A 24,216-nucleotide genomic window follows, 5' to 3' on the forward strand; every position below is an offset into this window, starting at 1 on the left:
TGCCCCCTTGCAAAACGGATTATACCTATTCTTGCCAGGGGGCCAGAAAATTAAACAATATTTCTCATACCGCGCCAGCGGCCTTGAGGCGAGCCGTAGCCCGCTGCAGGGCGGCCTCGGCCCGGGCCACATCCAGGCCGGGCGGCCGTTCCCGGAGGCGCTTTTCCGCCCTCGCTTTCGCCTGGCGCGCCCGCTCCACGTCGATTTCGTCGGCTTTTTCCGCCGTATCCGCCAAGATGACCACATGCTCCGGCCCGGCTTCCAGGAAGCCGCCCGACACGGCCAGGCGCTCCTCCCCGCCGCCCTCCGGGCGGTAGGTTACCACCCCGGCCTTGAGGGGAGTAATGAGGGGGGCATGGCCGGGCAAAACGCCCAGGTAGCCAAGGACGCCCGGGGCGATAACGCTCTCAGCTTCCGCCTTCAAAGTCACCCTCTCGGGCGTAATAACCTCCAGCTTTAGAGGGGCCATTTACATCAACTCCTGCCCCTTCTTTACGGCTTCGTCGATGGTACCGACCATATAGAAGGCCTGCTCAGGCAGGTTGTCATGACGGCCCTCCAAAATTTCCTTGAAGCCGCGGATGGTTTCCTTTAAAGGCACGTAGACGCCGGGCTGGCCGGTAAAGGCCTCCGCCACGTGGAAGGGCTGGGAGAGGAAGCGCTGGATTTTGCGCGCCCGGGCCACGATCAGTTTGTCTTCTTCCGAGAGTTCATCCATGCCCAGGATGGCGATAATATCCTGGAGTTCCTTGTAGCGCTGCAGGATGCGCTGCACGCCGCGGGCCACCTGGTAGTGCTCCTCGCCCAGGACCCTGGGGTCGAGGATGCGGGAGGTGGAATCCAGGGGGTCCACGGCCGGGTAAATGCCCAGCTCGGCGATCTGCCGGGAGAGCACCGTGGTGGCGTCCAGGTGGGCAAAGGTGGTCGCCGGCGCCGGGTCGGTCAGGTCGTCGGCCGGGACATAAATGGCCTGGACTGAAGTTATGGATCCCTTTTTGGTAGAAGTGATGCGCTCTTGCAAGGCGCCCATCTCCGTGGCCAGGGTGGGCTGGTAACCCACGGCCGAAGGCATGCGTCCCAGGAGGGCCGATACTTCGGAGCCGGCCTGGACAAAACGGAAAATATTATCGATGAAGAGGAGAACGTCCTGACCTTCGGCGTCCCGGAAATACTCGGCCATGGTCAGTCCGGTTAGGCCCACCCGCAGGCGGGCTCCCGGGGGTTCGTTCATCTGGCCGAAGACCAGGGCCGTCTTCTCGAGGACCCCGGATTCCTTCATTTCCAGGTAGAGGTCGTTGCCTTCACGGGTGCGCTCACCGACACCGGCAAAGACGGAAAAGCCGCCGTGCTCGTAGGCAATATTGCGGATGAGCTCCATGATGAGGACCGTCTTGCCCACGCCGGCACCGCCAAAAAGGCCGACTTTACCGCCCTTGGCGTAGGGGGCCAGCAGGTCAACTACCTTAATGCCCGTCTCCAGAACTTCAGTTGACGGCTGCTGTTCCTCAAAGGAAGGAGCCGGCCGGTGGATGGGCAGCCGTTCAGTAGCTTCTACCGGTCCCTGGTTATCAATGGGTTCTCCCAGGACGTTAAACAGCCGGCCTAACGTCGCCCGGCCTACCGGTATGGTGATGGGGGCGCCGGTATCCACGGCCTTCATGCCCCGCTGCAGGCCGTCGGTGGAAGACAGGGCCACGCAGCGGACGGTGTTGTTACCCAGGTGCTGCATGGCTTCCATAGTGATATTGATCTTGTCATTCTTAATGGTAATGGCGTTATACAGGTCGGGCAGCTGGTCGCTGGCAAATTCCACGTCAACTACCGGGCCGATTACCTGTACTACCTGTCCTTCGTTCAATCCATATCCCCTCCTTTACTTCAGGGCGTCGGCCCCGGCCACTACCTCCACGATCTCCCTGGTAATGGCCGCCTGGCGGGCGCGGTTGAAGGATAGGGTTAATTTATCGATCATTTCGGCTGCATTCTCGGTGGCGTTATCCATGGCCGTCATCCTGGCCCCGTGCTCGCTGGCCTTGGCCTCAAGGAGGGCCTGGTAGACCTTGATCTCGCAGTAACGGGGCAGCAGGGATTTTAAGACCTCGGCGGGAGAAGGTTCATAGATATAATCCCCGCCTTCCTCACCGGCACCGCTGGCTTGAATAGGCAGCAGGCGGTCGATCCTTGGCACCTGGCGGAGGGCGGAGTAGAAACGGGTATAGATGAGGTTAACCTCGTCCAGGCTCCCCTCCAGGTACAGTTCTACAAGCTGGCGGGCCAGTTCCCGGGCCTGGATGAGGTCCGGTTCGTCACCAATATCGGTAAAAGAGCGGACTATCTCCACCCGGCGGCGGCGAAAGTAGTCCCGTCCTTTGCGGCCCACAGTTACCAGGGCTACCGGGCGCTCTTCCGCCTGCAGGCGTTCTTCCGTCAAGCGGATGAGGTTGGCATTATAGCCGCCGGCCAGGCCGCGATCACCGGTAATCAACACGTAGCCGGCTTTTTTGACTTCCCGGGCAGCCGCCAGGGGCTGGGTCTCCGGGTCCACGGCTCCGGTCAGGCGGCCGATGACTTCCTCAAGTTTCTCGGCGTAGGGCCGGGCTGCCGTGACCTGGGCCTGGGCCTTGCGCAGTTTGGCTGCCGCCACCATTTTCATGGCCCGGGTAATATGCTGGGTACTCCTGATACTGCGGATGCGGCGCTTCAGGTCACGCATGTTGGGCATACCGGCTCACCACCTTATGCTTTCCCGGCAGCGGTAAAGCTGCTCTTGAATTCTTCGATGCTCTTCTTAAGCTGTTCCTGGAGAGTGTCGTCCAGCTGGCGTTTCTCCCGGATGCCGTCGAGAATCTCCGGGTGCACGCTGTGCAGGAAGCGTAAGAATTCCCTTTCAAAGGGCCGCACCCTTTCTACCGGCAGGTCATCAAGGAAGCCGTTAACGGCCGCATAGAGGACCGCTACCTGCTCTTCCACCGGCATGGGCTGGTACTGGTCCTGCTTTAAAATCTCCATCATGCGCTCACCCCGGGCCAGGCGTGCCTGGGTGGTCTTATCCAGGTCGGAGCCAAACTGGGCGAAAGCCGCCAGCTCGCGGTACTGGGCCAGGTCCAGGCGCAGGCGGCCGGCCACCTGTTTCATGGCTTTGATCTGGGCCGCACCACCCACCCGGGATACCGATAGGCCCACGTTGACGGCCGGGCGCTGGCCGGCGTAGAAAAGGTCGGACTCCAGGTAGATCTGGCCGTCGGTGATGGAAATGACGTTGGTGGGGATATAGGCCGACACGTCCCCCGCCTGGGTCTCAATGACGGGCAGGGCCGTCAGGGACCCGCCCCCCAGGGCGTCATTCAGGCGGGCCGCCCGTTCCAGCAGGCGGGAATGGAGGTAGAAGACGTCGCCCGGGTAGGCCTCCCGTCCCGGCGGCCGCCTGAGTAGCAGGGAGAGTTCACGGTAGGCGGCAGCGTGCTTGGACAGGTCGTCATAAATGCAGAGGACGTCCCGGTGCTGCTCGTACATGAAATACTCGCCCATGGCGCAGCCGGCATATGGGGCAATGTAGAGCATGGGCGCCGGCTCGCTGGCCGTGGCCGAGACGACAATGGTATAATCCATGGCCCCGGCCTCCTCCAGGCGGTGGACAACGCCCGCCACGGTGGAAGCCTTCTGGCCTATGGCCACATAGATGCAGATAACATTTTGCCCTTTTTGATTGATGATGGTATCCACGGCGATGGCCGTCTTGCCCGTCTGGCGGTCGCCGATAATCAATTCCCGCTGGCCGCGTCCGATGGGGATCATGGAATCTATGGCTTTCAAGCCCGTCTGGAGGGGGGTATTCACCGGCTGGCGGTAAACAACGCCCGGCGCCGGCGATTCCACCGGCCGGAACTTTTCCGTCTTGATGGGACCCTTGCCGTCAATGGGCTGGCCCATGGCGTTGACTACCCGGCCGATCAAGGCTTCCCCTACCGGGACCTCGACGATGCGGCCGGTGCGCTTGACCTGGTCCCCTTCTTTGATGTGGGTGTAGGGGCCCAGGACCACGGCGCCGACGTTGTCTTCCTCCAGGTTCAGGACCATGCCGTAAACATTGCCGGGAAACTCCAGCAACTCGCCGGCCATGGCCCGCTCCAGGCCGTAGATGCGGGCGATGCCGTCACCCACCTGGGTGATGATGCCCGTATCGGCCACTTCTACTTCCAGCTGGTACTGTTCGATCTGGTTCTTCAGAATACTGGTTATCTCATCGGGCCGGATGCTCAAGACTGCTTTTCACCCCTTTGCTCTTTCTGCTCACGCGCCCTTCAAGTGCTCGCCCAAAAGTTCCAGCTTTTTCTTCAGGCTGGCGTCCAGGACCCTGTCCCCCAGGCGGATGACCATCCCGCCCAGGAGGGACGGATCCACTCTGGTTTGCAGGCGGACGTTTTGTCCCGTTATCCGGGCCAGCCTTTCTTTCAAAGCGGCGGTTACCTCCTCGGAAAGAGGTGCTGCTGCCTGCACTTCCACCGGCAGCACCCTGTTTTCCCGGTCAACCAGGCGCCGGAATTGGGCCGCTATCTCCGGCAGGGCCCGCTCCCGGCCTTTGGCCAGGACCAGGTGGAAAAAGTTCTTTAATAATGGTTCGACGTCCGGGAAGAGGGTGTCCATTATCCTTTGCTTCTCCCGGACGGGAATGAGCTGGTGATAAAGGACCCGGCGCAGTTCGGGATTCTCTGCCAGGGCCCGGCCGGCTGCTTCCAGGACGGCGGCAAAGCCTTCCGTGTCGCCTTTCTGCCGGGCAATTTCAAAGAGGGCGCGGGCATAACGCCTGGCGATAGTCTGACTGCTCATTGCAACCGCTCCACCTCGGCCAGCGCTTCCCGGGCCAGGCGTTCCTGGTCGTCAGGCGTTAAGGTGCGCTCTAAAACTTTGCCGGCCGCCAGGACGGCCAGGGTAGCTGCCTCACTGCGAATGGCAGCCAGGGCTTTGCTCTTTTCGCCTTCAATCTCGGCCCGGGCCTGTTCCAGAGCCCGGCTGGCTTCTTCTTTAGCCCTGGCAACTATCTCCGCCCGGGTTTCTTCGGCCATCCTGTTGGCCCGGTCTAGTATTGCCTGGGCTTCCTGGCGGGCACCCTGGAGTTGCTGCTGGTATTCAGTCAGCATTTGCTCTGCCTTCTCTTTGGCCGCCGCCGCGTCCTTTAAATTGCCCTCAATTTTGGCCTCGCGGTCGGCCAGGATCTTGCCCAGGGGTTTATAAAGGAGAATATAAAGAACCCCCATGACTACCAGGAGGTTGATGACCTGAAACAAAAAGGTCCAACCGCTGAAATTCAGGGCCTGAAAGATGCCCTGCACGTAGCCACCCCCCTTTCGTTGTTCCTGAAAGCAGGACAGGGGCGAATAAGACGGTTTGGCCCGCCTTACCCGCCCGCTTCATTTTAAAGCTTGGTCCACATGAGGATGGCAATAACGAAGGAAAAGAGCGTCAGCGCCTCCATAAAGGCCAGGGCCAGGAGCAGGGTGGTGCGGATGTCGCCGCTGGCCTCAGGCTGACGGGCTATACCTTCCATTGCTCCGCGGGAAGCATTACCCTGGCCAAGGGCCGAACCCAGTGCTGCCAGGCCTATGGCCAGGCCGACGCCGATAAAACCTAGTGCTGTCATGTAGATCCTCCTTTAAGTTATTAAAAAATAATTTAATGCCCATGAATAAAATTGGCAATATAAGTAACTGTCAGCAGGGTAAAAACAAAGGCCTGGATCAAGCCCATGAGGACGCCCAGGATCATAATGGGCGTCGGTAATAAAAAGGGTAGCATAATAAACAAGATAGTCACCACCATCTCTTCCCCGAACATATTGCCGAATAGACGCAGGGACAGGGAAACAGGCTTGACCAGTTCCTCAATTACATTCAGGGGAAAGAGAAAGGGTGCCGGCTGGAAAAAGTGCTTGATGTAGCCCACCAGGCCCCTTTTCCGGATGCCGATAAGCTGGACCAGGATGATGGTCGCCACGGCAAAGGCCGCCGTGGTGGAGAGGTCCATGGTCGGGGGCTTCATCCCGGGGATAAACCAGGATAGATTAAGGCTAAGGATAAAAATAAACAGGGTGGCTACCAGGGGCAGGTAGCGCCGGCCTTCCTTGCCCATGGTTTCCTCCAGGAGGCCGTAGAAAAATTCCAGTAGCATCTCAAAGATGTGCTGGATACCACGGGGGATAAAGTTTAATTTCCGGGTAGCCAGGAAAACCCCCAGGACCAGGAGGGCCATGATAATCCACGTATTGACCACCGTGGAGTAGACCGGGATGGGCCCCAGGTAAAATACTTCATGGGGCCGGACATGGGCCATTATCTCGCCCAGGGCTTGCAGTCCCACTGTTCTATCCCTCCTTTCCCAGGATAATGAGAATGGCCTTGCCCATATAGGCCAGGACCTGGAGCACCAGCCCTGCCAGCACGCCAAAAAGAAACTCTATTCCCCCGGCCAGGGCCAGGCCCAGAAGGGCCAGGGACAGACCCGACCGCATGAGGGAACGCCCGAAGAAACGATTAAAGGCCTTCTGGGGCGGCAGGTTGTCCAGGTTATCGACTGCTGCCACCTGCCAGCGGAGTAACAACAGGGAAACAGGCAAAGCAAACCCCAGGCCGGCAACAAAGGAGTAATAACCGCCGCTCAGGCCGGCTACTGCTCCCAGGGCAGCCATGGCCAGCATCCCTTTTTCAGTCCGGGTGAGTTTTATCTTGAGCATCGGTTTTAATCTTTGGTGCTTCCTTTTCCAGGACACGCAATTCGCTTAAGACACTGCGAAAACCCACCCCTACCCCCAGGAGGACGCCGGCCAGCATGAAAAGGGGCGACGTGCCCAACCGCCGGTCCAGCCATCCCCCACCGTAAAGGCCGAGGAGAATGCCGGCAATCATGGTAACCCCAAAGGAAAAGGCCATATTGGCATACCTGGCGTAATCCCAGAAATGACGCTTTTTAGCTACCATTGATGTTAAATTGTGCCTGGAGGAAATTTTTATACCCTGCCAGTGCTATAAAGTATTCTCTTTTGTTAATGAAATTCCTGCCGCAAAAATGTTTATTTTTTAATCCAACACATAGGGAAACTTTATGCGGGCGTAAATTCCTGTGGCCTGGCAATTGTCAGGCCAAAATAATGGCGCAGGGCGCCCCGGATACGCCGCGAGGCCTGGCCATCACCATAAGGGTTAACGGCGTGGGCCATCCGCAGGTAAATCTCACGGTCTTCCAGGAGTTCGCCGGCCGCTGCCAGGATCTCCTGGTAGCCCGTGCCCACCAGGCGCACGGTACCGGCAGCAACGGCTTCCGGCCGTTCGGTGACTTCCCGCAGGACCAGCACGGGTTTACCCAGGGCCGGCGCTTCTTCCTGGAGGCCGCCGGAATCCGTCAACACCAGGTAGGAACGGGCCATGAGGTTGACAAAGGGCTCATAATCAAGGGGTTCAATTAAGTAAATACGCTCCCGGTTACCGAGGATTTCCCCGGCCAGCTCCCGCACCCGGGGGTTGTAATGGACGGGGAAAACGACGACTGTATCCTCATAGCGCTTTACCAGGTCCCGCAGGGCCGTGAATATTTCCCGCATGGGTTCGCCCCAGTTTTCCCGGCGGTGGGCCGTTACCAGGATAACCCGCCACTTTTGAAAATCCAGCTCCTGCAGGCGGGGATCGCTAAAGCAGTAGCCGGGGCGAACGGTAGCCTTTAAGGCATCAATAACGGTATTGCCGGTGACGTAGATATGCTCCGCCGGTATGCCTTCCCGCAACAGGTTATCCCGGGCAGTGGCTGTGGGGGCAAAATGAATGTCGGCCAGGGCCCCGGCCAGGCGGCGGTTCATCTCCTCCGGGAAGGGGGCGTAGCGGTCCCCCGTCCTTAAGCCCGCCTCGACATGACCGACGGAAATTTGCTGGTAAAAGGCGGCCAGGGCCGCTACGAAGGTGGTGGTGGTGTCCCCGTGAACCAGGACCACGTCCGGCCGGGAGGTTTTTAAAACCCCGGCCAGGCCATTTAAAGCCCTGGTGGTCACTTCTTCCAGGGTCTGGCGGGGCCGCATGATATCCAGGTCATAGTCGGGCTGGATCTGGAAGAGGTGGAGGACCTGGTCCAGCATTTCCCGGTGCTGGGCCGTGACGGCCACCTGGCAGGTGAATTCTTCCGGGTAACGGTTTAGTTCTTTTACTACCGGGGCCATTTTGATGGCCTCGGGACGGGTGCCAAAGACGGTGAGTACCTTTAAGGGCGGCATGGAAAAACTCCTCTTATTTCAAATACCTTTTCGCCCTGAGTTTATTGATATGCTCCTCCAGGGCCTGCTGGATGTCGACGCCGTACTGGTCTTCCAGGACAAACATGAGGGAAACGGCCGTCTGGGCCACGTCCAGCAACTCGCGGGTAATGGCCGCCAGGACGGCGTTATGGTCCACCTGGACCTCCTCGCCGCTTAAACCCCGGAGCTTGCCGATGGCCTGGGCCAGTTCCCCGGCTTCTTCCATGAGCTTTAAGGCGGTAGACTCCATAGTTGGTGTCAGGTTGTCGAGTTTGGGTAAGGCAATAATCTTTTGCTGCAAATTTTTTCCCTCCAGCAGGATATTGCCGCTTTACCGGGGCAGGTGGACGATTTCGATCCCGGCTTCCCGCAGCCAGTCGCGGGCGACCGGGTAGGGCCGGGCATAGACGAGCCTTTTAATCCCGGCCTGGATAATGGTCAGGGCACACCTCTCGCAGGGGTAATCGGTAACGTACATGGTCGCCCCGGCCCGTTCTTCCGGTGAACACTCCAGGAGGGCGTTGATTTCGGCGTGGATGGTCCGCTGGCAGTGCTCTCCTTCCATGAGGCAGCCGGCATCCAGGCAGTGGGGCAGGCCGTGGGGGGCGCCGTTGTAACCGGTACCCTTAATGCGCTTGTCCTTAACTACCAGGGCGCCGACGGCCCGCCGGTTGCAGGTGCTCCGGCCGGCCACCTGGAAGGCGATATCCAGGAAGTAGTCGTCCCAGCCTTTACGCATAAAACTCACCTGTGGAGTAAAATAACAGCAAAATTTTAGCGGGTAGTTCCCGCCAAAACTTAAAAAATTAAATTGCGCGTATCCTGCCTTATTTTAGCATAATTTGTCCTTGACGGCCAGACTTTTTTAAAGCCCGCCCCGGAGTTTTTAACCTCCAGGCGGGCTTTTTAATTTCAACCAAGCTCCGGGTACAGGGGGTAGGCCTGGCAGAGCTCGGCGACAATGCCCCGGGCTGCATCCAGTTTCTTTTCATCAGGGCCGTAGGAGAGGGCGAGATCTATGGCCCGGGCTACCATCCGCATGGCGTCGGCGTCCATACCCCTGGAGGTCAGGGCGGCTGTGCCCAGGCGGATGCCGCTGGTTACGCTGGGCTTCTCCGGGTCAAAGGGGATAGCGTTTTTATTGACGGTGATCTGGACGGAACCTAAAATATCCTCGGCGTCGCGACCGGTAAGGCCTTTATTGCGCAGGTCCACCAGGATGAGGTGGTTATCGGTACCGCCGGATACCAGGTGGAAACCGTAACCAATCAGGGCTTCGGCCAGGGTACGGGCGTTGGTGACAATTCTCTCCTGGTAACGCTTGAATTCCGGTTGCATGGCTTCCTTCAAGGCCACCGCCTTGGCGGCAATGACGTGCATCAGGGGCCCGCCCTGGATGCCGGGAAAGACCGCCTTGTCGATTTCCCTGGCGAATTCCCTGGTGGTAAAAATAATACCTCCCCGCGGCCCCCGCATGGTCTTATGGGTGGTAGTGGTCACAAAATGGGCGTAGGGTACGGGGCTGGGGTGGATGCCGGCGGCCACCAGGCCGGCGATGTGGGCCATGTCCACCATGAGAAGGGCGCCGACTTCGTCGGCTATCTCCCGGAAGCGGGCAAAATCGATGACCCGCGGGTATGCGCTGGCCCCGGCGACAATTAGCTTGGGCCTTACTTCCCGGGCTATCCGGGCCACTTCATCGTAATCAATCCGGCCGGTATCGGGGTTGACGCCGTAAAAGGAAAAACTATAATACCGGCCGGAGAGGCTGACCGGGCTGCCGTGGGTCAGGTGACCGCCGTGGGCCAGGTTCATCCCCAGGGCTTTATCGCCGGGGTTAAGGACGGCGAGATAGACGGCGGTATTGGCCTGGCTGCCGGAATGAGGCTGGACGTTGGCATGGTCGGCGCCGAAGAGGGCTTTGGCCCGCTCCCGGGCCAGGTTTTCGACCACATCGACCCACTCGCAGCCGCCGTAATAGCGTTTGCCCGGATATCCTTCGGCGTATTTATTGGTCAGTACCGAGCTGTAGGCTTCCATGACGGCCCGGCTGACGAAGTTCTCCGAGGCGATGAGTTCCAGGTGGGTGCGCTGGCGTTGCAACTCGCCTTTGACGGCCTCGACCAGTTCCGGGTCCACTCGAGCTACGGTTTCTAAGTTCATTAAATTCCCCTCCTGTTTTTGCTGCTGGAAACTCTTCCTCTACCAGCTTCTAACTTCCTGGTTCTGGCTCCTCATCCTTATCTCGCCTCAAGCTGCAGCAGCCGGTTATTTCTCCTGCCTTCAATCTTGCTGCCGCTGAAATACGTATACAGCCCGTTCACCACCAATCAGGGGGGGTCGCGTCCGGGCCGCCGTGACGGGGGCGCTGCCGATGGTTTTGACCTGCAGTCGGACGGGGACGGCTACCGGCCGCAGGTGCATGCCGATGAGGGTGGCGCCGATGTCCAGTCCGGCATGGGCCTGGAGCCCGGCGACCACCACCGGCCGGTGCAGGGCGGAAAAAGCCGCCGTAGCCAGGGAACCGCCGGCCTTTAGCGCCGGGACGACTGTTACCACCGGCAGGTCGTAAAGCCTGGCGGCACCTGCCTCGATGACCAGGGCCCTGTTTAAATGTTCGCAACACTGGGCCGCCAGGTATACCTGGGCGGCACTGGTGGCCTGGAGCAGGCCTTCTACCACGGCCTGGCCTACTTCCAGGGAAGAGGCCGTGCCAATTTTCTGGCCCGTGATCTCGCTGGTACTGCAGCCGGCCACTAGGATCTGGCCGGGCTTTAGAGCGGCAGCTTCAATAAGCTCGGTAGCAGCTGCTTTAACTGCCGCCGTGATGGTGCTTAAGTCGACCATTCTATGCGTCCTCCCTGCCCGCCCTATTTTTTTCCTTCTGGCGGTAACTGGCCTCTATAGCGCTAATTTTGGCCACCCGGCGGGCATGGCGGCCGCCGCTAAATTCGGCCGCCAGCCAGGTGGCGACAATTTCCAGGGCCAGGCCGGGGCCGATGACCCGCTCTCCCAGGGTCAGGATATTAGCGTCATTATGTTCCCGCGCCGCCCGGGCAGAAAAGGTATCGTGGCAAAGGGCGGCGCGGATACCCGGGACTTTATTGGCTGCTATGCAGACGCCTATCCCCGTGCCGCAGCAGAGGATACCCCGGTCGTAGGCGCCGCTGGCCACAGCTTCGGCTACCTCCCGGGCATAGTCAGGATAGTCTACTGCCTCAGCACTATAGGTGCCGAAGTCATGGTTGGCAATGCCCTGCCGGTCCAGGTACTCCTTAATTGCTGCCTTAAGATGAAAACCGCCGTGATCACTACCCAAAGCGATGCGCAATCTCACTGCACCTCTTAGTGTAAAGATTAAATACTACTTAATTATTCGCCGTGTTAACGTTAATTCCTGCTCAAGTTACCAAACCTATTTTTTTCTACCCTGAAAATAACTTCGCTCCAGGCTGGCATTGTTTTTGCTCGCTCCAAACAAATGCCAGCCCGTTATTTTCATCCTTCTGATGGTGCCGGATTAGCGGCATGGGTGTCTTGTGCATATTTCTCCAGGGCCTGTCCAACAAGTTCGGCCAGTTCCCTGGCAGTAGCCTGGTATACTTCCAGGGGCCGGCCAAAGGGATCGGGAATATCGTCATCAACAGGCGGCCTTCCGGCAGCCGCTCTTGCACCCGTCTCTTCCCGGGGCTCCCCTGGCGAGGGCTTTTCTTTCCCATCCCGGACATACTCTTTGAGGGTAAAGGTTTTTCCCCTGGCGTCCGGGTAAAGCTGCAGGAGATATTCCTTGTGGGACCTGGTCATGGTTAAAATCAGGCCGGCATCATCTACCAGGGCGCCTGTAACCTGCCGGGCGCGGTGGTCCTGGAGATCAATTCCCATGGCCGCCACCGCCTGGATGGCTTGCGGTGTTGCCGGGTCCCCTTCCCTGGCTGCCAGGCCGGCCGAGGCAATTTCAATATCTAAGCCCCGCTCTTCCTTTATATGGGAGGCAATGGCCGCCGCCATGCTGCTGCGGCAGGTGTTACCGGTACAGACAAAAAGAATACCGGGCATATCCTATACCCCCATCAACATTTTTAACCCGATACCGACCAGAATTAAGCCGCCGATAACCTCGGCCCTGTTGCCCAGGTAGGCGCCCAGGCGCCGGCCGGCCAAGAGTCCCAGGACCGTCATGGTCCCGGCAATAAAACCCATGGTCAGGACCGTCAGGGGGACATTGACGCTGATGGCACCGAGGCCAAAACCGACGCTGAGGGCGTCCAGGCTGACGCTCCCGGCCATGAGCAGGATGGCCATCAGGCCGCCGATCCCGCCTCCCTGGCCTGGTACGGCCCGCAGCACCTGCCCGGCCAGGCCACCGCTTTCCCTCCGGGTCGCGAGGGCCTCCCAGAGCATCAACCCCCCCATGCCGGCCAGGACCAGGGCGCCGATAATGGCCGCTAGTTTCCCCAGGAGCCGGCCCAGCAACAGGCCCAGGTAGAGGCCCGTCAGTGGCATAATGATATGAAAAATACCCACGGTGCCGGCAAAAAGCAGGGCCTGCCGGCCCCGGAGGCCCCCCAGGGCCAGGCCGGTAGCCAGGGAAAAGGCATCGGTCCCCAGGGCCATGGCTACCAGGATGAGACCTAACGGTTCCATGTCAATGCCTCCATCTTAAGCATGGATGATGCGGTTGGCTGCTGACTTGCGCAGGCGGTTCATGATGGCCAGGCCCAGGCCTTCTTCGGCTATGGTTTCGGCCAGGATGATGTCGGCCCGGTGGCGGTCACAGTTGCGCAGCGCACTAAAAAGATTGGCGGCAATGGTAGCCGGCTGGGAGCGGCTGCCCAGGACCTCCAGGTAATCGGGCCGGGGCTCCTGCTGGTAAGCCGCGGCCGTTTCCCTGGTCGCCAGGACGGCCACCCGGCATCCCCTTTGCTGCCAGGCTGCCACCAGGGCCCGGATTTTAGCCGTCACCCGGTCCAGTTCGCCGGTAATGAGATAAACTTCACCCCGCGGGGCATAGTGTTTATACTTCATCCCCGGCGCCCGCGGCTGCGCCACCTGGCTGCCGCGGACGGCCGGGTCAATAGCTACTTCGCCGAGGACAGCTTTCAGATCTTCATAGGTCACTCCCCCCGGTCTTAAAATGGTGGGCACCGGGGTTGTCAGGTCCAGGACCGTTGATTCTACCCCCACGGTAGCCGGCCCGCCATCGACGACGGCATCAATCTTGCCCCGCAGGTCTTTCAGGACGTGCTGGCCGGTGGTAGGGCTGGGGCGGCCGGAGATATTGGCGCTGGGAGCTGCTATGGGCAGGCGGGCGACCCGGATGAGGGCCTGGGCCACCGGGTGGGCAGGCATGCGGATGCCTACCGTATCCAGGCCGGCGGTCACGATATCCGGGATCAGGTCGCCCCGCGGCAGGACCAGGGTCAGGGGCCCGGGCCAGAAGCGCTGCATGAGCAGGGTCGCCCGGGGCGGCAGGTAGGCCACCAGGTCCTGGACATCCCGGAAACTGGCAATATGGACAATCAGGGGATTGTCGGCCGGCCGTCCCTTGGCGCGAAAGATGCGCCGCACCGCCCGGCCATCCAGGGCATTGGCCCCCAGGCCGTAGACCGTTTCCGTGGGGAAGGCCACCACCCCGCCCCGGTTAAGGATCCGGGCCGCCAGGCGAATTTTATGGAGTTCCGGTACCAGGGGATCTATTTTTAAGTACTTCGTCCGTTTACCCACAGCCACCCATTTCACCTCTATGTATTTATCCCTGTTATTATTCTTCCCGGCGATAGGCCAGGAAACAACGATCGCGGCCGCCATAATCGGGTAACACCGCCATATCCCGGTAAGCCCCGGCGGCCGCTGCCAGGTCCCGGACGGCCCTGCCTTGATTATACCCGATTTCCAGGGCCAGGAGCCCCCCTACCTTTAAAACTTCCGGTGCCCCGGGTAACAGGACCCGGTAGGCGCGCAAACCGTCGGGGCCGCCGTCCAGGGCCAGGCGCGGCTCGGCCCGGACCTCCGGCGGCAACCTGTCCAGTTCGGCCGCAGGTATGTAGGGAGGGTTGGCCACCAGGGCATCTAACTTTAAACCCTTAAGGGGCGCCAAAAAATCGCCCTGCAGGAAAGTAACCCGGCCTGCCAGGCCTAAAGCACGGGCATTCTGCCGGGCTACTTCCAGGGCTGCCGGGCTTATGTCAGTGGCGTAAACTTTGGCGTTGGGCAGGTAGTAGGCCAGGCTTAAAGCTATGGCCCCGCTACCCGTGCCGCAATCGGCAATGACATAGCTCCCGTCAGGCTCGAGGCGCTTTAAGACGGCTTCCACCACCACTTCCGTGTCCTGGCGGGGGATTAAAACCGCCGGGGTAACTTTAAACTCCAGGGACATGAATTCCTGGCGGCCGGTAAGGTACTGGAGGGGGTACCCGGCCACCCGGCGCTCCACGGCCGGCCAGAACCTGGCCGCAGCGGCAGGCTCCAGTTCCTCCTCCAGCCGGGCCAGGAGCTCAGGGCGGGTATACCGGCCGGCCCAGGCCAGGAGGACTTCCGCCTCCAGGCGGGGCCGGGGGAGCCCTGCCGCCGCGAGTTTCCGGGTTGCTTCTTTTAAGGCTTCCTGGAGGGTCAATCCCAACGCCTTAAGCCTCCATATTCTTTAAACGCTCGGCCTGGTCACTGGTCACCAGGGCATCGATGATTTCGTCCAGTTCGCCATCCAGGATAGCATCCAGGTGGTGCAGGGTCAGGCCGATCCGGTGGTCGGTTACCCGGTTCTGGGGAAAATTGTAGGTGCGGATCCGCTCGCTGCGGTCGCCGCTACCCACCTGGGAACGCCGTTCGGCCGCCAGCTCCCCCTCCTGCTCGGCCCGGGCCATATCCAGGAGGCGAGCCCGCAGGACCTTCAGCGCCTTCTCCTTGTTCTTCAGCTGCGACTTCTCGTCCTGGCAGGATACCACCAGGCCCGTCGGCAGGTGGGTAATCCGTACCGCCGAGTAGGTGGTGTTGACTGACTGGCCCCCGGGCCCGCTGGAACAAAAGATGTCAATCCGCAGGTCCTCGGGGTTAATCTCCACATCTACTTCTTCCGCCTCGGGCAGGACGGCTACGGTAGCTGTGGAGGTATGAATCCGTCCCCCGGACTCGGTGGTGGGGATGCGCTGCACCCGGTGGACGCCGCTTTCAAACTTCAGGCGGCTGTAAACTCCCTGGCCTTCAATCAGGAAAATAATTTCCTTGAAGCCCCCCAGTTCCGTGGGATGGGAGCTGATAATCTCCGTCCGCCAGCGGTTTTTTTCCGCATAGCGCTGGTACATGCGAAAAAGGTCGCCGGCAAAAAGGGCCGCTTCATCACCCCCGGCTCCGGCCCGGATCTCCATGATGATATTCTTTTCGTCGTTGGGATCTTTGGGCAGGAGCAGGATCTTTAACTGCCGTTCCAAGTTCTCCCTTTCCTCTTCCAGGCGTTTTATTTCATTTGTTAGGAAGTCGCGGAACTCGGGATCCTTTTCTTCTTCCAACATGGCCCGGCTTTCTTCCAGGTCGGACATGACCCGGCGATACTGGCGAAAGGTCGTAACTATTTCTTCCAGGGCTGCGTGGGCCCGGGCATGCTTCTGCAATTGCTCCGGGTCGGCGATTACTGCCGGGTCGCCCATGAGCCGGCCCAGTTCTTCATATTTAGCTTCGAGCTGTTCCAGCTTCTCCAGCATAAGGCATCACCTCGCTTCTTCCTCCCGCGCCGCTTCCAGGGCGGCCAGGGCTACCTCCAGCATGCCGTCGTCGGGCTCCCGTGTAGTAAGCTTTTGCAGCCACAGGCCCGGGGCAGCTATGGCCCGGACCCAGGGTACGTTTAAATGACGGCCGGTGAATTTGAGCAGTTCATAGGCCAGGCCAGCTACTACCGGCAGCAATACCAGGCGGGAGGCCAGGCGCCAGGTAATCCCACCCCGGCCAACGATGGAAAAAAAGACGATGGTTAATACCAGGACCAGCAGGAGGAAGCTGGTACCGCACCGGGGGTGCAGGGTCGAATAGGGCCGCACCGTTTCCACCCTTAAATCTTCCCCTGCCTCCAGGGCATTAATTACTTTATGCTCGGCCCCGTGGTACTGGAAGACGCGCTGGACGTCTTTGACCCGGCCAATGGCCGCCACGTAGCCTAAAAAGAGGAGCATCCTGAGCAGCCCCTCGACTACATTCTGCCAGAAGATAGATAAATGGTTATGGAGGAGCAGGGCCGCCCCGGCCGGGAGGAGGACAAAGAAACCCACGGCCGCCGCCAGGGCAATGGCTACCGTCAGGACCAGGTCCCTGGTGCTTAACTCCTCTTCTTCTCCCTCCATAGCCTGGTTGGCCGAAAAGGTTAGATACCGGATACCCAGGATTAAAGACTCAAATAAGGCCACAACGCCGCGGAGCAGGGGTAGTTTTAAAACAGGGTAACGGGCAGTGATGGAACTGTTGGGTTCGGCCTCGACCAGGATCTCGCCGCTGGCTTTACGGATGGCTACTGCCGTTTTGTGTGGCCCCCGCATCATCACGCCCTCAATGACGGCCTGGCCGCCGTATTGCACCTCGGGGGCCGCCGGCAATAGGAAAAAGCAGAGCCTGCGGCTCCGCCTTTTTGCCCTAGCGACCATATTTTTGCCGGAAACGCTCAATCCGCCCGCCACGCTCGACTACCCTTTGCCGGGTACCGGTGTAAAAGGGATGGCACTGAGAGCATATCTCTACCCGGATCTCTTTTTTGGTGGAACGTGTCTCAATGACATTACCGCAGGCACAGATAATCCGGGCTTTGTCGTAATTGGGATGAATATCGGGTTTCACGCCATCTTCACCTCCGCGGGAAAATCAAACTCATATCAGTATAACATGAAAGGGCCGCCAGTGCAAAGAAAAAAATTGGCGGGGGGCAAATCCCCTTACCATCAAAAAAAGGCCGGCGTACCGGCCCTTTTTACCTCTTTAAGAATCGTTCGGGGTTGATGGCCTTGCCCTTTTCCCGGATTTCAAAATGAACGTGGGGACCGGTGGCATTGCCCGTACCGCCCACTTCGGCAATGGGCTCACCGGCCCGGACGTACTCACCCACCTTGACCAGATTGCGGGAGTTATGGGCATAAACAGTCTCCAGCCCATTGCCATGGTCGAGTTTAACCATGTTACCATAGATACCGTTACCCCAGCCGGAAAAAGTTACCACCCCGGACCAGGCGGCCTGGATGTAATCCCCCACCTTGCCGGCAATATCCAGGCCGTGGTGGAACTCATTATCCCGCCAGCCAAAGCCGGATGTAATGGCGCCGATGAGGGGCCAGAGAAAGGAAACCGGCCTTAAGCTACGGGAAGCAGGTAGAGGCTCTACCCTGGTGACCGGTACCCCGCGTGGCGAACCGGGGATAGTCAGAACCATACCAATCCGCAGCCGCCTGGCATCGACAATACCGTTGGCAGCGGCCAGGCTTTCCACGCTGGTGCCAAAACGCCGCGCAATATCCCAGAGGGTGTCCCCGGCAGCTACCGTATAGCTCCGCTCTTCTTCGTGGGGCAGCACCAAGAACTGGCCCGGTGTCAGGACGGCATCAGGTTCCAGGTAATTCATCACCGCCACCAGCTCGGGGTCAGCCTGGTAGCGGCGGGCAATACGCTCCAGGGTGTCGCCTTCTTCTACCCGGTAGATGCGGGTATAGTTATTGACCCGGGCAGCCAGTTCCTGGTAGGTTGCCGGCGCGAGGACGGTCGCCACCTGCTGCAAATCCTCGATGACGGCCGCTTGCGCCGGGAAGGCAAAAAGGCTGTTAACGAGCAGGGCCAACCCCAGGGCCAGACTTACCGCCATCTTTTTGTACAGCATTTTTTCACTCCTATCCTTTGCCATTCTGGCATTAGTTGCCTTTTTTCCCATTTAGCCTTTATTTTAGCCATACGTAAACAAAAATATACCCCGTTCTGGACGGGGTTAGTCTTGCAATTGCCAACTGTCTATTTTGCTGGTTTTGTTTTCGCTCGCTCCAAACAAAACCCGGCCTTATACTATTTTTAGCATTTTGCTAACGGAGTTGCTAGCCTCACTAATGCTCCCGGGGGAATAAGGCCGGCAGGGCGCGCAGGAGATCCTTGTTGCTTTTGGTCTTTTGCATGGAGTCAATTAACACCTCGGCTACTTCTACCGGACCCATGCCGCTGGTTACCCGCCGGAAATGCCAGACCAGCTCCAGCTCCTCAGAGCTTAATAACAATTCTTCCCGCCTCGTACCGGAGCGCTTGACGTCAATGGCCGGGAAAATGCGGCGTTCGGCCAGTTTCCGGTCCAGGATGAGTTCCATATTGCCCGTTCCTTTAAATTCTTCAAAGATAACTTCATCCATGCGGCTGCCGGTTTCAATCAGGGCCGTCGCCACAATGGTCAGACTCCCCCCTTCTTCCACCTTGCGGGCAGCACCGAAAAAGCGTTTGGGTTTATAGAGGGCGCTGGGATCAACGCCGCCGGAAAGGGTGCGGCCGCTGGGAGGGACGACCAGGTTGTGGGCCCGGGCCAGGCGGGTGATGCTGTCCAGGAGGACGACGACGTCTTTTTTATGCTCCACCAGGCGTTTGGCCCGTTCCAGGACCATATCGGCCACCTTGACGTGGTTGTCCGGCAGCTCGTCAAAGGTGGAGCTGACCACCTCACCCCGCACCGAGCGTTCAATGTCGGTGACTTCTTCGGGCCGTTCGTCGATTAATAAGATTATCAGTTCAACGTCGGGATAGTTGGTAGTGATGGCGTTGGCGATTTTTTTCAGCAGCACGGTCTTGCCGGCCTTGGGAGGGGAAACGATCAGGGCCCGCTGGCCTTTACCCAGGGGAGCAATCAGGTCGATAATCCGGGTGGAGGGGTCGCCGTTATCCGTCTCCAGGGTATAACGTTCGTAAGGGTAAATGGGCGTCAGGGCATCAAAGTGCAGGCGTTCCGGCGATGTCTCCGGGTTTTCCCCGTTGACCTTCTCCACCCGCAGCAGGGCGAAAAAGCGCTCGTTATCCTTGGGAGGGCGGACCAGGCCGGCTACCTTGTCTCCCGTGCGCAGGTCAAAACGGCGGATCTGGGAAGGGGAGATATAAATATCATCGCCGCTGGGTATGTAGCCGAAGGGGCGTAAGAAGCCGTAGCCATCCGGGAGGATTTCCAGGATGCCCTGGGCCTGCAGTTGCTCCTCCTTTTCCTGTTCCTGCTGTTCCTTCTGGGCCAGGGCCTTGGCAATTTCAAAGACCAGCTCTTTTTTGCGCAGGCGGTAATAGCCGCTTAAATTGAGCTCCCGGGCTATCCGGTAGAGCTCAACCAAGGTCTTGCTTTCTAACTCGGCAGTATTCAAATGTGAATAACCTCCATAATTACTTATCCTTTACTTTCTCCCAGTCGGCCAGAAACCTGGCCAGGCCGGCATCAGTCAGGGGGTGCTTTACCATCTGCATGATAACTTTATAGGGAACGGTGGCGATATCAGCACCCAGGCGGGCGGCCTGGAGCACATGGAGGGGATGGCGGATACTGGCGGCAATAACCTGGGTTTCCAGGCCGTACTGGGCATAAATGGGAACAATATCGGCAATGACCTGCATGCCGTCATGGTTGATATCATCCAGGCGCCCCACAAAGGGACTCACATAGGTTGCCCCGGCCAGGGCGGCGAGGAGTGCCTGGTTGGCGGAAAAGACCAGGGTAACGTTGGTTTTAATACCTTGAGCCGCCAGTTCTTTGACGGCCTTAAGACCCTCGGCAAGCATGGGGATCTTGATGACGATATTGGGGTGGATGGCTGCCAGCTCCAGGGCTTCGGCTATCATAGCCCCGGCTTCCGTGCTGATTACTTCCGCGCTGATGGGGCCGTCCACAATGGCAGCAATCTCTTCCACAACCTGGCGGAAATTACGTCCTTCCCTGGCAATCAGGGAAGGATTGGTGGTTACACCTGAAATTATACCCAGATCATTGGCTGCTTTAATCTCTTCAATATTGGCTGAGTCGATGAAAATACGCACTTCTTAAGGCACCTCCGTAAAATGGATGTAAGATGTGGGAAGTGAGAGGTTGGAAACTCATAGGTGAAGGGATATAAAAAACGAAAGTTATCTGGTAGAAAAAAGAAAGGCAAAACCTTAATAAATCATTCACCACGCAACGCCAGAATCCTGCTGGCGGCTGAAAAAAGTATAGATAAGGATAAGAGCCCGGCGGCAGGGGGCCGCGGGGCTCTTTTTAAAGCCCGCTAAGGTTATTTCTTTTTGGGGCGGAAGGTATGGCAAGCCGTCCCATCAGAAGTGGTTACTTTACGATCGCCGCTGGACCTGACTTCAATGGAATCGGCAGTACAGGCCATGTTGTCCCAGAAATGACACTCTTCCACGCCGCATTTTATGCCCGCCATCTTTCTCCACCTCCTTTGGGTGTTCACCTATAGGTTTTCACCACGGGGGAGAAATATGCAAGCGACCGGCACAGCCAAAGACCTGCATTTTATGACGGATAATGCCGGTGGCAGCTTCCCGGGCCGGCCCCAGCACTTTACGGGGGTCGATTTCGTCAGGGTTGGCTGCCAGGGCCTGGCGGGTAGCTTCGACAAAGGCGATACGGATATCGGTATCGATGTTAATCTTGCGGACGCCCAGCTCCACGGCGCGGCGGATATCGGCATCGGGAACGCCGGAAGAACCGTGAAGGACTATAGGGGTGGGCACTAGGCGGTCAATGGCTGCCAGGCGGTCAAAATCCAGTTTGGGCGTGCCCTTGTAACGGCCGTGGGCCGTACCGATGGCTATGGCCAGGGCATCGACGCCCGTCTCGGCGGCAAAGCGCCTGGCCTCTTCGGGATCGGTCATGGTCGCCTCGCGTTCGGACACGCTGATGTGGTCCTCGGTGCCGCCGATTCTACCAAGTTCCCCCTCGACAGAAGCGCCCATGGCATGGGCAATCTCCACAACGCGCCTGGTCAGGGCAATGTTTTCTTCCAGAGGGTATTTGGAACCGTCGATCATGACCGAGGTAAAACCGGCCCGCAGGCAGCGCAGGACCTGGTTGAAGTCGGTGCCATGGTCAAGATGCAGGACTACCGGGACAGAGGTCCCTGCGGCTGCCGTCCGCACCAGGGCCGTTATGTACTCCAGGCCGGCATATTTAATCGCCCCCTGGCTGGCCTGGATGATAACCGGCGCCCCTTCTGCCTCGGCAGCATTGATGATGGCCTGGACAATTTCCATATTATTACAGTTAAAGGCCCCAACGGCATAGCCCTTGGCGTCGGCTTCTTTAAGAACCTCGGCCAGGGTAACTAAAGGCATAGAATCAACTCCTTAAATTTGGATTGTGCGCGGAAGGAAGTGGGAGATGGAATTTGCTGTTAAAACTGGCAACGCCAGTTTTATCCTGCCTCTAACTTCCGTTCATTATACCGGCGACTTCTGGCGGCGGCGATAACGCTGTTTGGCAGAGGTTTCATTTTTACTCACCAGGTGACCGGGCAGGCGGATTTCCTGTAAGTTCTCTACCCGCTCCAGGTCGGCCATGGTACCGGCCGGCAGGTTTTTTTCCGCCCGGCAGGCCTCGCAGCGGAGCTGCAAATGGCCGGGAAAAATTTCTATTTCAATATTTTCGTTACCGCACCCGCAACTGACGCGACCGTCTTCGGCCAGCTGGTAAATAAGGGACAGCAGCTGGTACATGACGTCCGGTTCCTCAAAATAATCGTCGAAACCAAGGTCCTGGGCCACTTCGGCCAGGGTGCGGTCATGGCGCTGCACCGCCCGCTGCACCTTTTCCCGGGGACCAATAAAGCCGACCTCCAGCTCTGTCTCCTTACAGGTCAGGGTCAGGAGTTCCCGCGACCACAGTTCCTGGCGGGTATAGTGGCTGATATGAAGGCAATCACACATGCCGCAGTGATACTGGAGCCAGAAGTTCTTGCCCTTTTTCCTGCTGATGGTTAAAAGGGTGGTGCCGCAGCTGCACTCTGCCTGCCACGTCCGGCTCCCGGCGAAATTAAAGAGGGAAAGGCCGCGAAACTCCAGGCGGCCACAGGTTGGACAGCGTAAAACCACAACATTCAACGTGGGTATGAGCATCTTTAATCCTCCTCACCCCTCCATATTCGCCGTAACCGGGGAAATTCCTGCTCCAGGGCAAATTTAAAAGGCCCTGCCAGCAGCAGAGCCCCGTGCGTCCCGTAACAACAGCTTTACTTTTATACCTGTCCCACTGCCTGGACCTGGCAGTATCCCGGCTGCAATGCCCCCCGCACCAGCCTGTATAGCTGCTGGATATCAAAGGGTTTTTGCAGGAAATACCGGGCGTCGTATTTGCTGGCCTGTTCTACCAGATCCAGTTCGTCATATGCCGTTATGATTATCACCGGTGTGACAAAAGAACGCCTGCGCAACTCCTTTAAAAATTCTACTCCGCTCATGCCTGGCATTTTTATATCCAGGATCACCAGGTCTGGCGCTTCGCTGGCAATTTTTTCGAGGGCCTCCCTGCCTTCAGTGGCCACACATAAGTTATAACCGGCCTGTTTCAAGGCTTCGCAAATTAAACGGCGTACACCCGGCTGGTCGTCAATTACCATTACCTTTTTTTCTGCCAGACCAGCTCACCTCCGATCCCGGCGGTTCCAGAGCCCCCCTTTCTTCATCGCTTCGCTCTTACTTCGCTATCATAATATTTAGCTATCAATCGCTAAATTCCTGCTCCAGGAGCTAAATTTTGGCCGGCAGAAGAAAGTACCGGCACCATCTCCCCGGAGGTTGTGCGCACCAGGTAGGGTTGTCCCTCCCGGCAATAGACCCGGGGCAGGCGGGCGCTGGCTGTCGGCCGCCGGAGGTCAAGCTGCACTTCCTGACCTACTTTTACCTCCGGCAGGTGACCCACGTCGACCATGGAGAGCTGCATGCCCACCCGGCCTACCACCGGCGCCCTCTGCCCGGCGATGGTGACTGCCGTTCCTTCCCCGACCCCGCGGCCCAGGTAGGCCAGGATGGTCTTCACCAGGTGGCGGGCCAGGTCGTTTAGATCTTTGGGACGGCTGACGGGTGTCAGGGCAAAGCCATCAGCATAACCCACCGGGATGACGGCCAGGCGGGTGGCCTTTTTGACTACATAATCGCCACCATAGCCAACGGGGGTACCGGCCGCCACATCATGGATAAATAGAATACGGGCTTTAAACTGCCAGGGGTTCTTTAATTCCAGGCCCCGGCGGGGAGCCTGGTAGGGGAACTGGCCGTACAAAAGGGTACCGGCCCTCACCATATCAAGGTGCATTGCCGGGTGGAGCAACAGGCCGGTGCTGTTACAGATATGCTTTAAAGGCAGGGATATCTGCTGCTCTTCCAGTTCCATAAGAACCCTTTGAAAACATTCCATCTGCCTGCGGGCGGCCCCCGGGTGGGCCGCTTCGGCCAGGTGGCTGTAGATGCCCTCCAGTTGCACCCCCGGCCAGCACCGTATTTCTCTTACCAGGGGGACCACTTCTCCCGGTTCCAGGCCGGTGCGCTGCAGGCCGGTCTCTACCTTCAGGTGCACCCGGGCCTGGCGGCCCACCATGGCTGCAGCGGCTGCTGCCGCCTCAGCGCCAGAACGGCTGCTGATGGTCAGGGTGAGGTCATTGGTCAAGGCTTGCGGCAGTTCTTCCGCAAGCAGGGGGCTCATTAACAGGATGGGGGCCCTAATGCCTGCCTGGCGCAATTCCTGCCCTTCGGCCAGGGTAGTAACCCCCAGGTAGTCTGCACCTGCGGCCAGGAAGATCCGGGCTACCTCGACGGCGCCGGTGCCGTAGGCATCGGCCTTGATGACGGCCAGGAGGCGGGTCGGGGGTTGGAGCAAGCCTTTGACGGCCCGCAGGTTGTGTTCCAGGGCCGTAGCTTCGATCTCAATCCAGCGAGGACCGGCCAGCCAGGTTAGCTTTGCTAAGTCCACAGGGGATTGGCAC

The 24,216-nt window shown here is 58.9% G+C and carries 31 protein-coding genes; all 31 read right to left on the bottom strand.

The features are described 5' to 3' along the window. Positions 1-64: 64 nt before the first annotated feature. Complete coding sequence (locus MOMUL_RS01550; protein ID WP_062280671.1) at positions 65-469, bottom strand: F0F1 ATP synthase subunit epsilon; 405 nt, start codon at positions 467-469, stop codon at positions 65-67. Beyond that, positions 470-1,858 carry a F0F1 ATP synthase subunit beta gene (gene atpD, locus MOMUL_RS01555; RefSeq protein ID WP_062280674.1) on the bottom strand — a complete coding sequence of 463 codons (1,389 nt, stop codon included), beginning with the start codon at positions 1,856-1,858 and terminating at the stop codon, positions 470-472. Between the two features lie 15 nt (positions 1,859-1,873). Continuing rightward, entirely contained in the window at positions 1,874-2,722 is an 849-nt protein-coding gene (gene atpG / locus MOMUL_RS01560; protein ID WP_062280677.1) for an ATP synthase F1 subunit gamma, read from the bottom strand. 14 nt (positions 2,723-2,736) lie between these two features. After that, the gene (gene atpA, locus MOMUL_RS01565) at positions 2,737-4,260 is read right to left on the bottom strand and encodes a F0F1 ATP synthase subunit alpha (protein WP_062280680.1); all 1,524 of its coding nucleotides are present in this window, start codon (positions 4,258-4,260) and stop codon (positions 2,737-2,739) included. Between the two features lie 30 nt (positions 4,261-4,290). Next, positions 4,291-4,827 (bottom strand): F0F1 ATP synthase subunit delta, encoded by a 537-nt coding sequence (locus tag MOMUL_RS01570; protein ID WP_062280682.1) that lies wholly within the window; start codon positions 4,825-4,827, stop codon positions 4,291-4,293. Next, a complete protein-coding gene (atpF, locus tag MOMUL_RS01575; RefSeq protein ID WP_054937484.1) occupies positions 4,824-5,330 on the bottom strand; it encodes a F0F1 ATP synthase subunit B in 507 nt (168 codons plus the stop codon). Before atpF ends, MOMUL_RS01570 begins: the two co-directional genes overlap by 4 nt. Positions 5,331-5,413: 83 nt before the next feature. Then, positions 5,414-5,638 (bottom strand): ATP synthase F0 subunit C, encoded by a 225-nt coding sequence (gene atpE, locus MOMUL_RS01580; protein WP_062280686.1) that lies wholly within the window; start codon positions 5,636-5,638, stop codon positions 5,414-5,416. A gap of 32 nt (positions 5,639-5,670) precedes the next feature. Beyond that, the gene (gene atpB, locus MOMUL_RS01585; RefSeq protein WP_054937482.1) at positions 5,671-6,354 is read right to left on the bottom strand and encodes a F0F1 ATP synthase subunit A; all 684 of its coding nucleotides are present in this window, start codon (positions 6,352-6,354) and stop codon (positions 5,671-5,673) included. A gap of 4 nt (positions 6,355-6,358) precedes the next feature. Next, positions 6,359-6,727 (bottom strand): hypothetical protein, encoded by a 369-nt coding sequence (locus MOMUL_RS01590; RefSeq protein ID WP_062280689.1) that lies wholly within the window; start codon positions 6,725-6,727, stop codon positions 6,359-6,361. Continuing rightward, positions 6,699-6,971 (bottom strand): AtpZ/AtpI family protein, encoded by a 273-nt coding sequence (locus MOMUL_RS01595; protein WP_062280692.1) that lies wholly within the window; start codon positions 6,969-6,971, stop codon positions 6,699-6,701. The genes MOMUL_RS01590 and MOMUL_RS01595 overlap by 29 nt, the downstream gene beginning before the upstream one ends. A gap of 122 nt (positions 6,972-7,093) precedes the next feature. Continuing rightward, positions 7,094-8,251 (bottom strand): non-hydrolyzing UDP-N-acetylglucosamine 2-epimerase, encoded by a 1,158-nt coding sequence (gene wecB, locus MOMUL_RS01600; protein WP_062280695.1) that lies wholly within the window; start codon positions 8,249-8,251, stop codon positions 7,094-7,096. A gap of 13 nt (positions 8,252-8,264) precedes the next feature. Next, positions 8,265-8,573, bottom strand: coding sequence for a MazG-like family protein (locus MOMUL_RS01605; RefSeq protein ID WP_054937478.1), 309 nt, complete (start codon positions 8,571-8,573; stop codon positions 8,265-8,267). 30 nt (positions 8,574-8,603) lie between these two features. Next, a complete protein-coding gene (locus MOMUL_RS01610) occupies positions 8,604-9,011 on the bottom strand; it encodes a deoxycytidylate deaminase (RefSeq protein ID WP_062280697.1) in 408 nt (135 codons plus the stop codon). A 173-nt stretch (positions 9,012-9,184) separates the two neighbouring features. Next, complete coding sequence (gene glyA / locus MOMUL_RS01615) at positions 9,185-10,435, bottom strand: serine hydroxymethyltransferase (protein WP_062280700.1); 1,251 nt, start codon at positions 10,433-10,435, stop codon at positions 9,185-9,187. Between the two features lie 120 nt (positions 10,436-10,555). Further along, complete coding sequence (locus MOMUL_RS01620; RefSeq protein WP_062280703.1) at positions 10,556-11,119, bottom strand: TIGR01440 family protein; 564 nt, start codon at positions 11,117-11,119, stop codon at positions 10,556-10,558. Position 11,120: 1 nt separating this feature from the next. Beyond that, a complete protein-coding gene (gene rpiB / locus MOMUL_RS01625; RefSeq protein ID WP_062280706.1) occupies positions 11,121-11,603 on the bottom strand; it encodes a ribose 5-phosphate isomerase B in 483 nt (160 codons plus the stop codon). Positions 11,604-11,770: 167 nt separating this feature from the next. Next, on the bottom strand, positions 11,771-12,328 hold the full coding sequence (locus tag MOMUL_RS01630; RefSeq protein WP_062280708.1) for a low molecular weight protein arginine phosphatase: 558 nt from the start codon (positions 12,326-12,328) through the stop codon (positions 11,771-11,773). A gap of 3 nt (positions 12,329-12,331) precedes the next feature. Then, entirely contained in the window at positions 12,332-12,916 is a 585-nt protein-coding gene (locus MOMUL_RS01635) for a manganese efflux pump MntP (RefSeq protein ID WP_062280711.1), read from the bottom strand. Between the two features lie 15 nt (positions 12,917-12,931). Then, positions 12,932-14,080 carry an L-threonylcarbamoyladenylate synthase gene (locus tag MOMUL_RS01640; protein ID WP_084785394.1) on the bottom strand — a complete coding sequence of 383 codons (1,149 nt, stop codon included), beginning with the start codon at positions 14,078-14,080 and terminating at the stop codon, positions 12,932-12,934. Then, a complete protein-coding gene (gene prmC / locus MOMUL_RS01645) occupies positions 14,034-14,891 on the bottom strand; it encodes a peptide chain release factor N(5)-glutamine methyltransferase (protein WP_062280714.1) in 858 nt (285 codons plus the stop codon). Before prmC ends, MOMUL_RS01640 begins: the two co-directional genes overlap by 47 nt. Positions 14,892-14,895: 4 nt before the next feature. Next, positions 14,896-15,966: a peptide chain release factor 1 gene (gene prfA / locus MOMUL_RS01650; RefSeq protein WP_054937471.1), complete on the bottom strand. Its 1,071-nt coding sequence runs from the start codon at positions 15,964-15,966 to the stop codon at positions 14,896-14,898. A 6-nt stretch (positions 15,967-15,972) separates the two neighbouring features. Next, on the bottom strand, positions 15,973-16,830 hold the full coding sequence (locus MOMUL_RS01655) for a DUF1385 domain-containing protein (RefSeq protein ID WP_236712940.1): 858 nt from the start codon (positions 16,828-16,830) through the stop codon (positions 15,973-15,975). A 55-nt stretch (positions 16,831-16,885) separates the two neighbouring features. Next, entirely contained in the window at positions 16,886-17,086 is a 201-nt protein-coding gene (gene rpmE, locus MOMUL_RS01660; protein WP_054937470.1) for a 50S ribosomal protein L31, read from the bottom strand. A gap of 130 nt (positions 17,087-17,216) precedes the next feature. Further along, a complete protein-coding gene (locus MOMUL_RS01665; RefSeq protein ID WP_062280718.1) occupies positions 17,217-18,113 on the bottom strand; it encodes a peptidoglycan DD-metalloendopeptidase family protein in 897 nt (298 codons plus the stop codon). A gap of 217 nt (positions 18,114-18,330) precedes the next feature. Then, positions 18,331-19,611, bottom strand: coding sequence for a transcription termination factor Rho (gene rho, locus MOMUL_RS01670; RefSeq protein ID WP_062280721.1), 1,281 nt, complete (start codon positions 19,609-19,611; stop codon positions 18,331-18,333). Between the two features lie 19 nt (positions 19,612-19,630). Then, the gene (gene fsa, locus MOMUL_RS01675) at positions 19,631-20,278 is read right to left on the bottom strand and encodes a fructose-6-phosphate aldolase (RefSeq protein ID WP_054937467.1); all 648 of its coding nucleotides are present in this window, start codon (positions 20,276-20,278) and stop codon (positions 19,631-19,633) included. Between the two features lie 233 nt (positions 20,279-20,511). After that, positions 20,512-20,664, bottom strand: a complete 153-nt coding sequence (locus MOMUL_RS15510) for a DUF1540 domain-containing protein (protein ID WP_083476726.1) — start codon at positions 20,662-20,664, stop codon at positions 20,512-20,514. A 37-nt stretch (positions 20,665-20,701) separates the two neighbouring features. Continuing rightward, positions 20,702-21,574, bottom strand: coding sequence for a class II fructose-1,6-bisphosphate aldolase (locus MOMUL_RS01680; protein ID WP_062280725.1), 873 nt, complete (start codon positions 21,572-21,574; stop codon positions 20,702-20,704). A gap of 105 nt (positions 21,575-21,679) precedes the next feature. Then, the gene (locus MOMUL_RS01685; RefSeq protein WP_062280727.1) at positions 21,680-22,354 is read right to left on the bottom strand and encodes a hypothetical protein; all 675 of its coding nucleotides are present in this window, start codon (positions 22,352-22,354) and stop codon (positions 21,680-21,682) included. 119 nt (positions 22,355-22,473) lie between these two features. Then, the gene (locus tag MOMUL_RS01690; protein ID WP_054937464.1) at positions 22,474-22,854 is read right to left on the bottom strand and encodes a response regulator; all 381 of its coding nucleotides are present in this window, start codon (positions 22,852-22,854) and stop codon (positions 22,474-22,476) included. 110 nt (positions 22,855-22,964) lie between these two features. Beyond that, positions 22,965-24,203, bottom strand: a complete 1,239-nt coding sequence (gene alr / locus MOMUL_RS01695; RefSeq protein WP_062280730.1) for an alanine racemase — start codon at positions 24,201-24,203, stop codon at positions 22,965-22,967. Positions 24,204-24,216: the final 13 nt, after the last annotated feature.

The organism is Moorella mulderi DSM 14980 (assembly GCF_001594015.1).
In the GTDB taxonomy this organism is placed as follows: Bacteria; Bacillota; DSM-521; order Neomoorellales; family Neomoorellaceae; genus Neomoorella; species Neomoorella mulderi.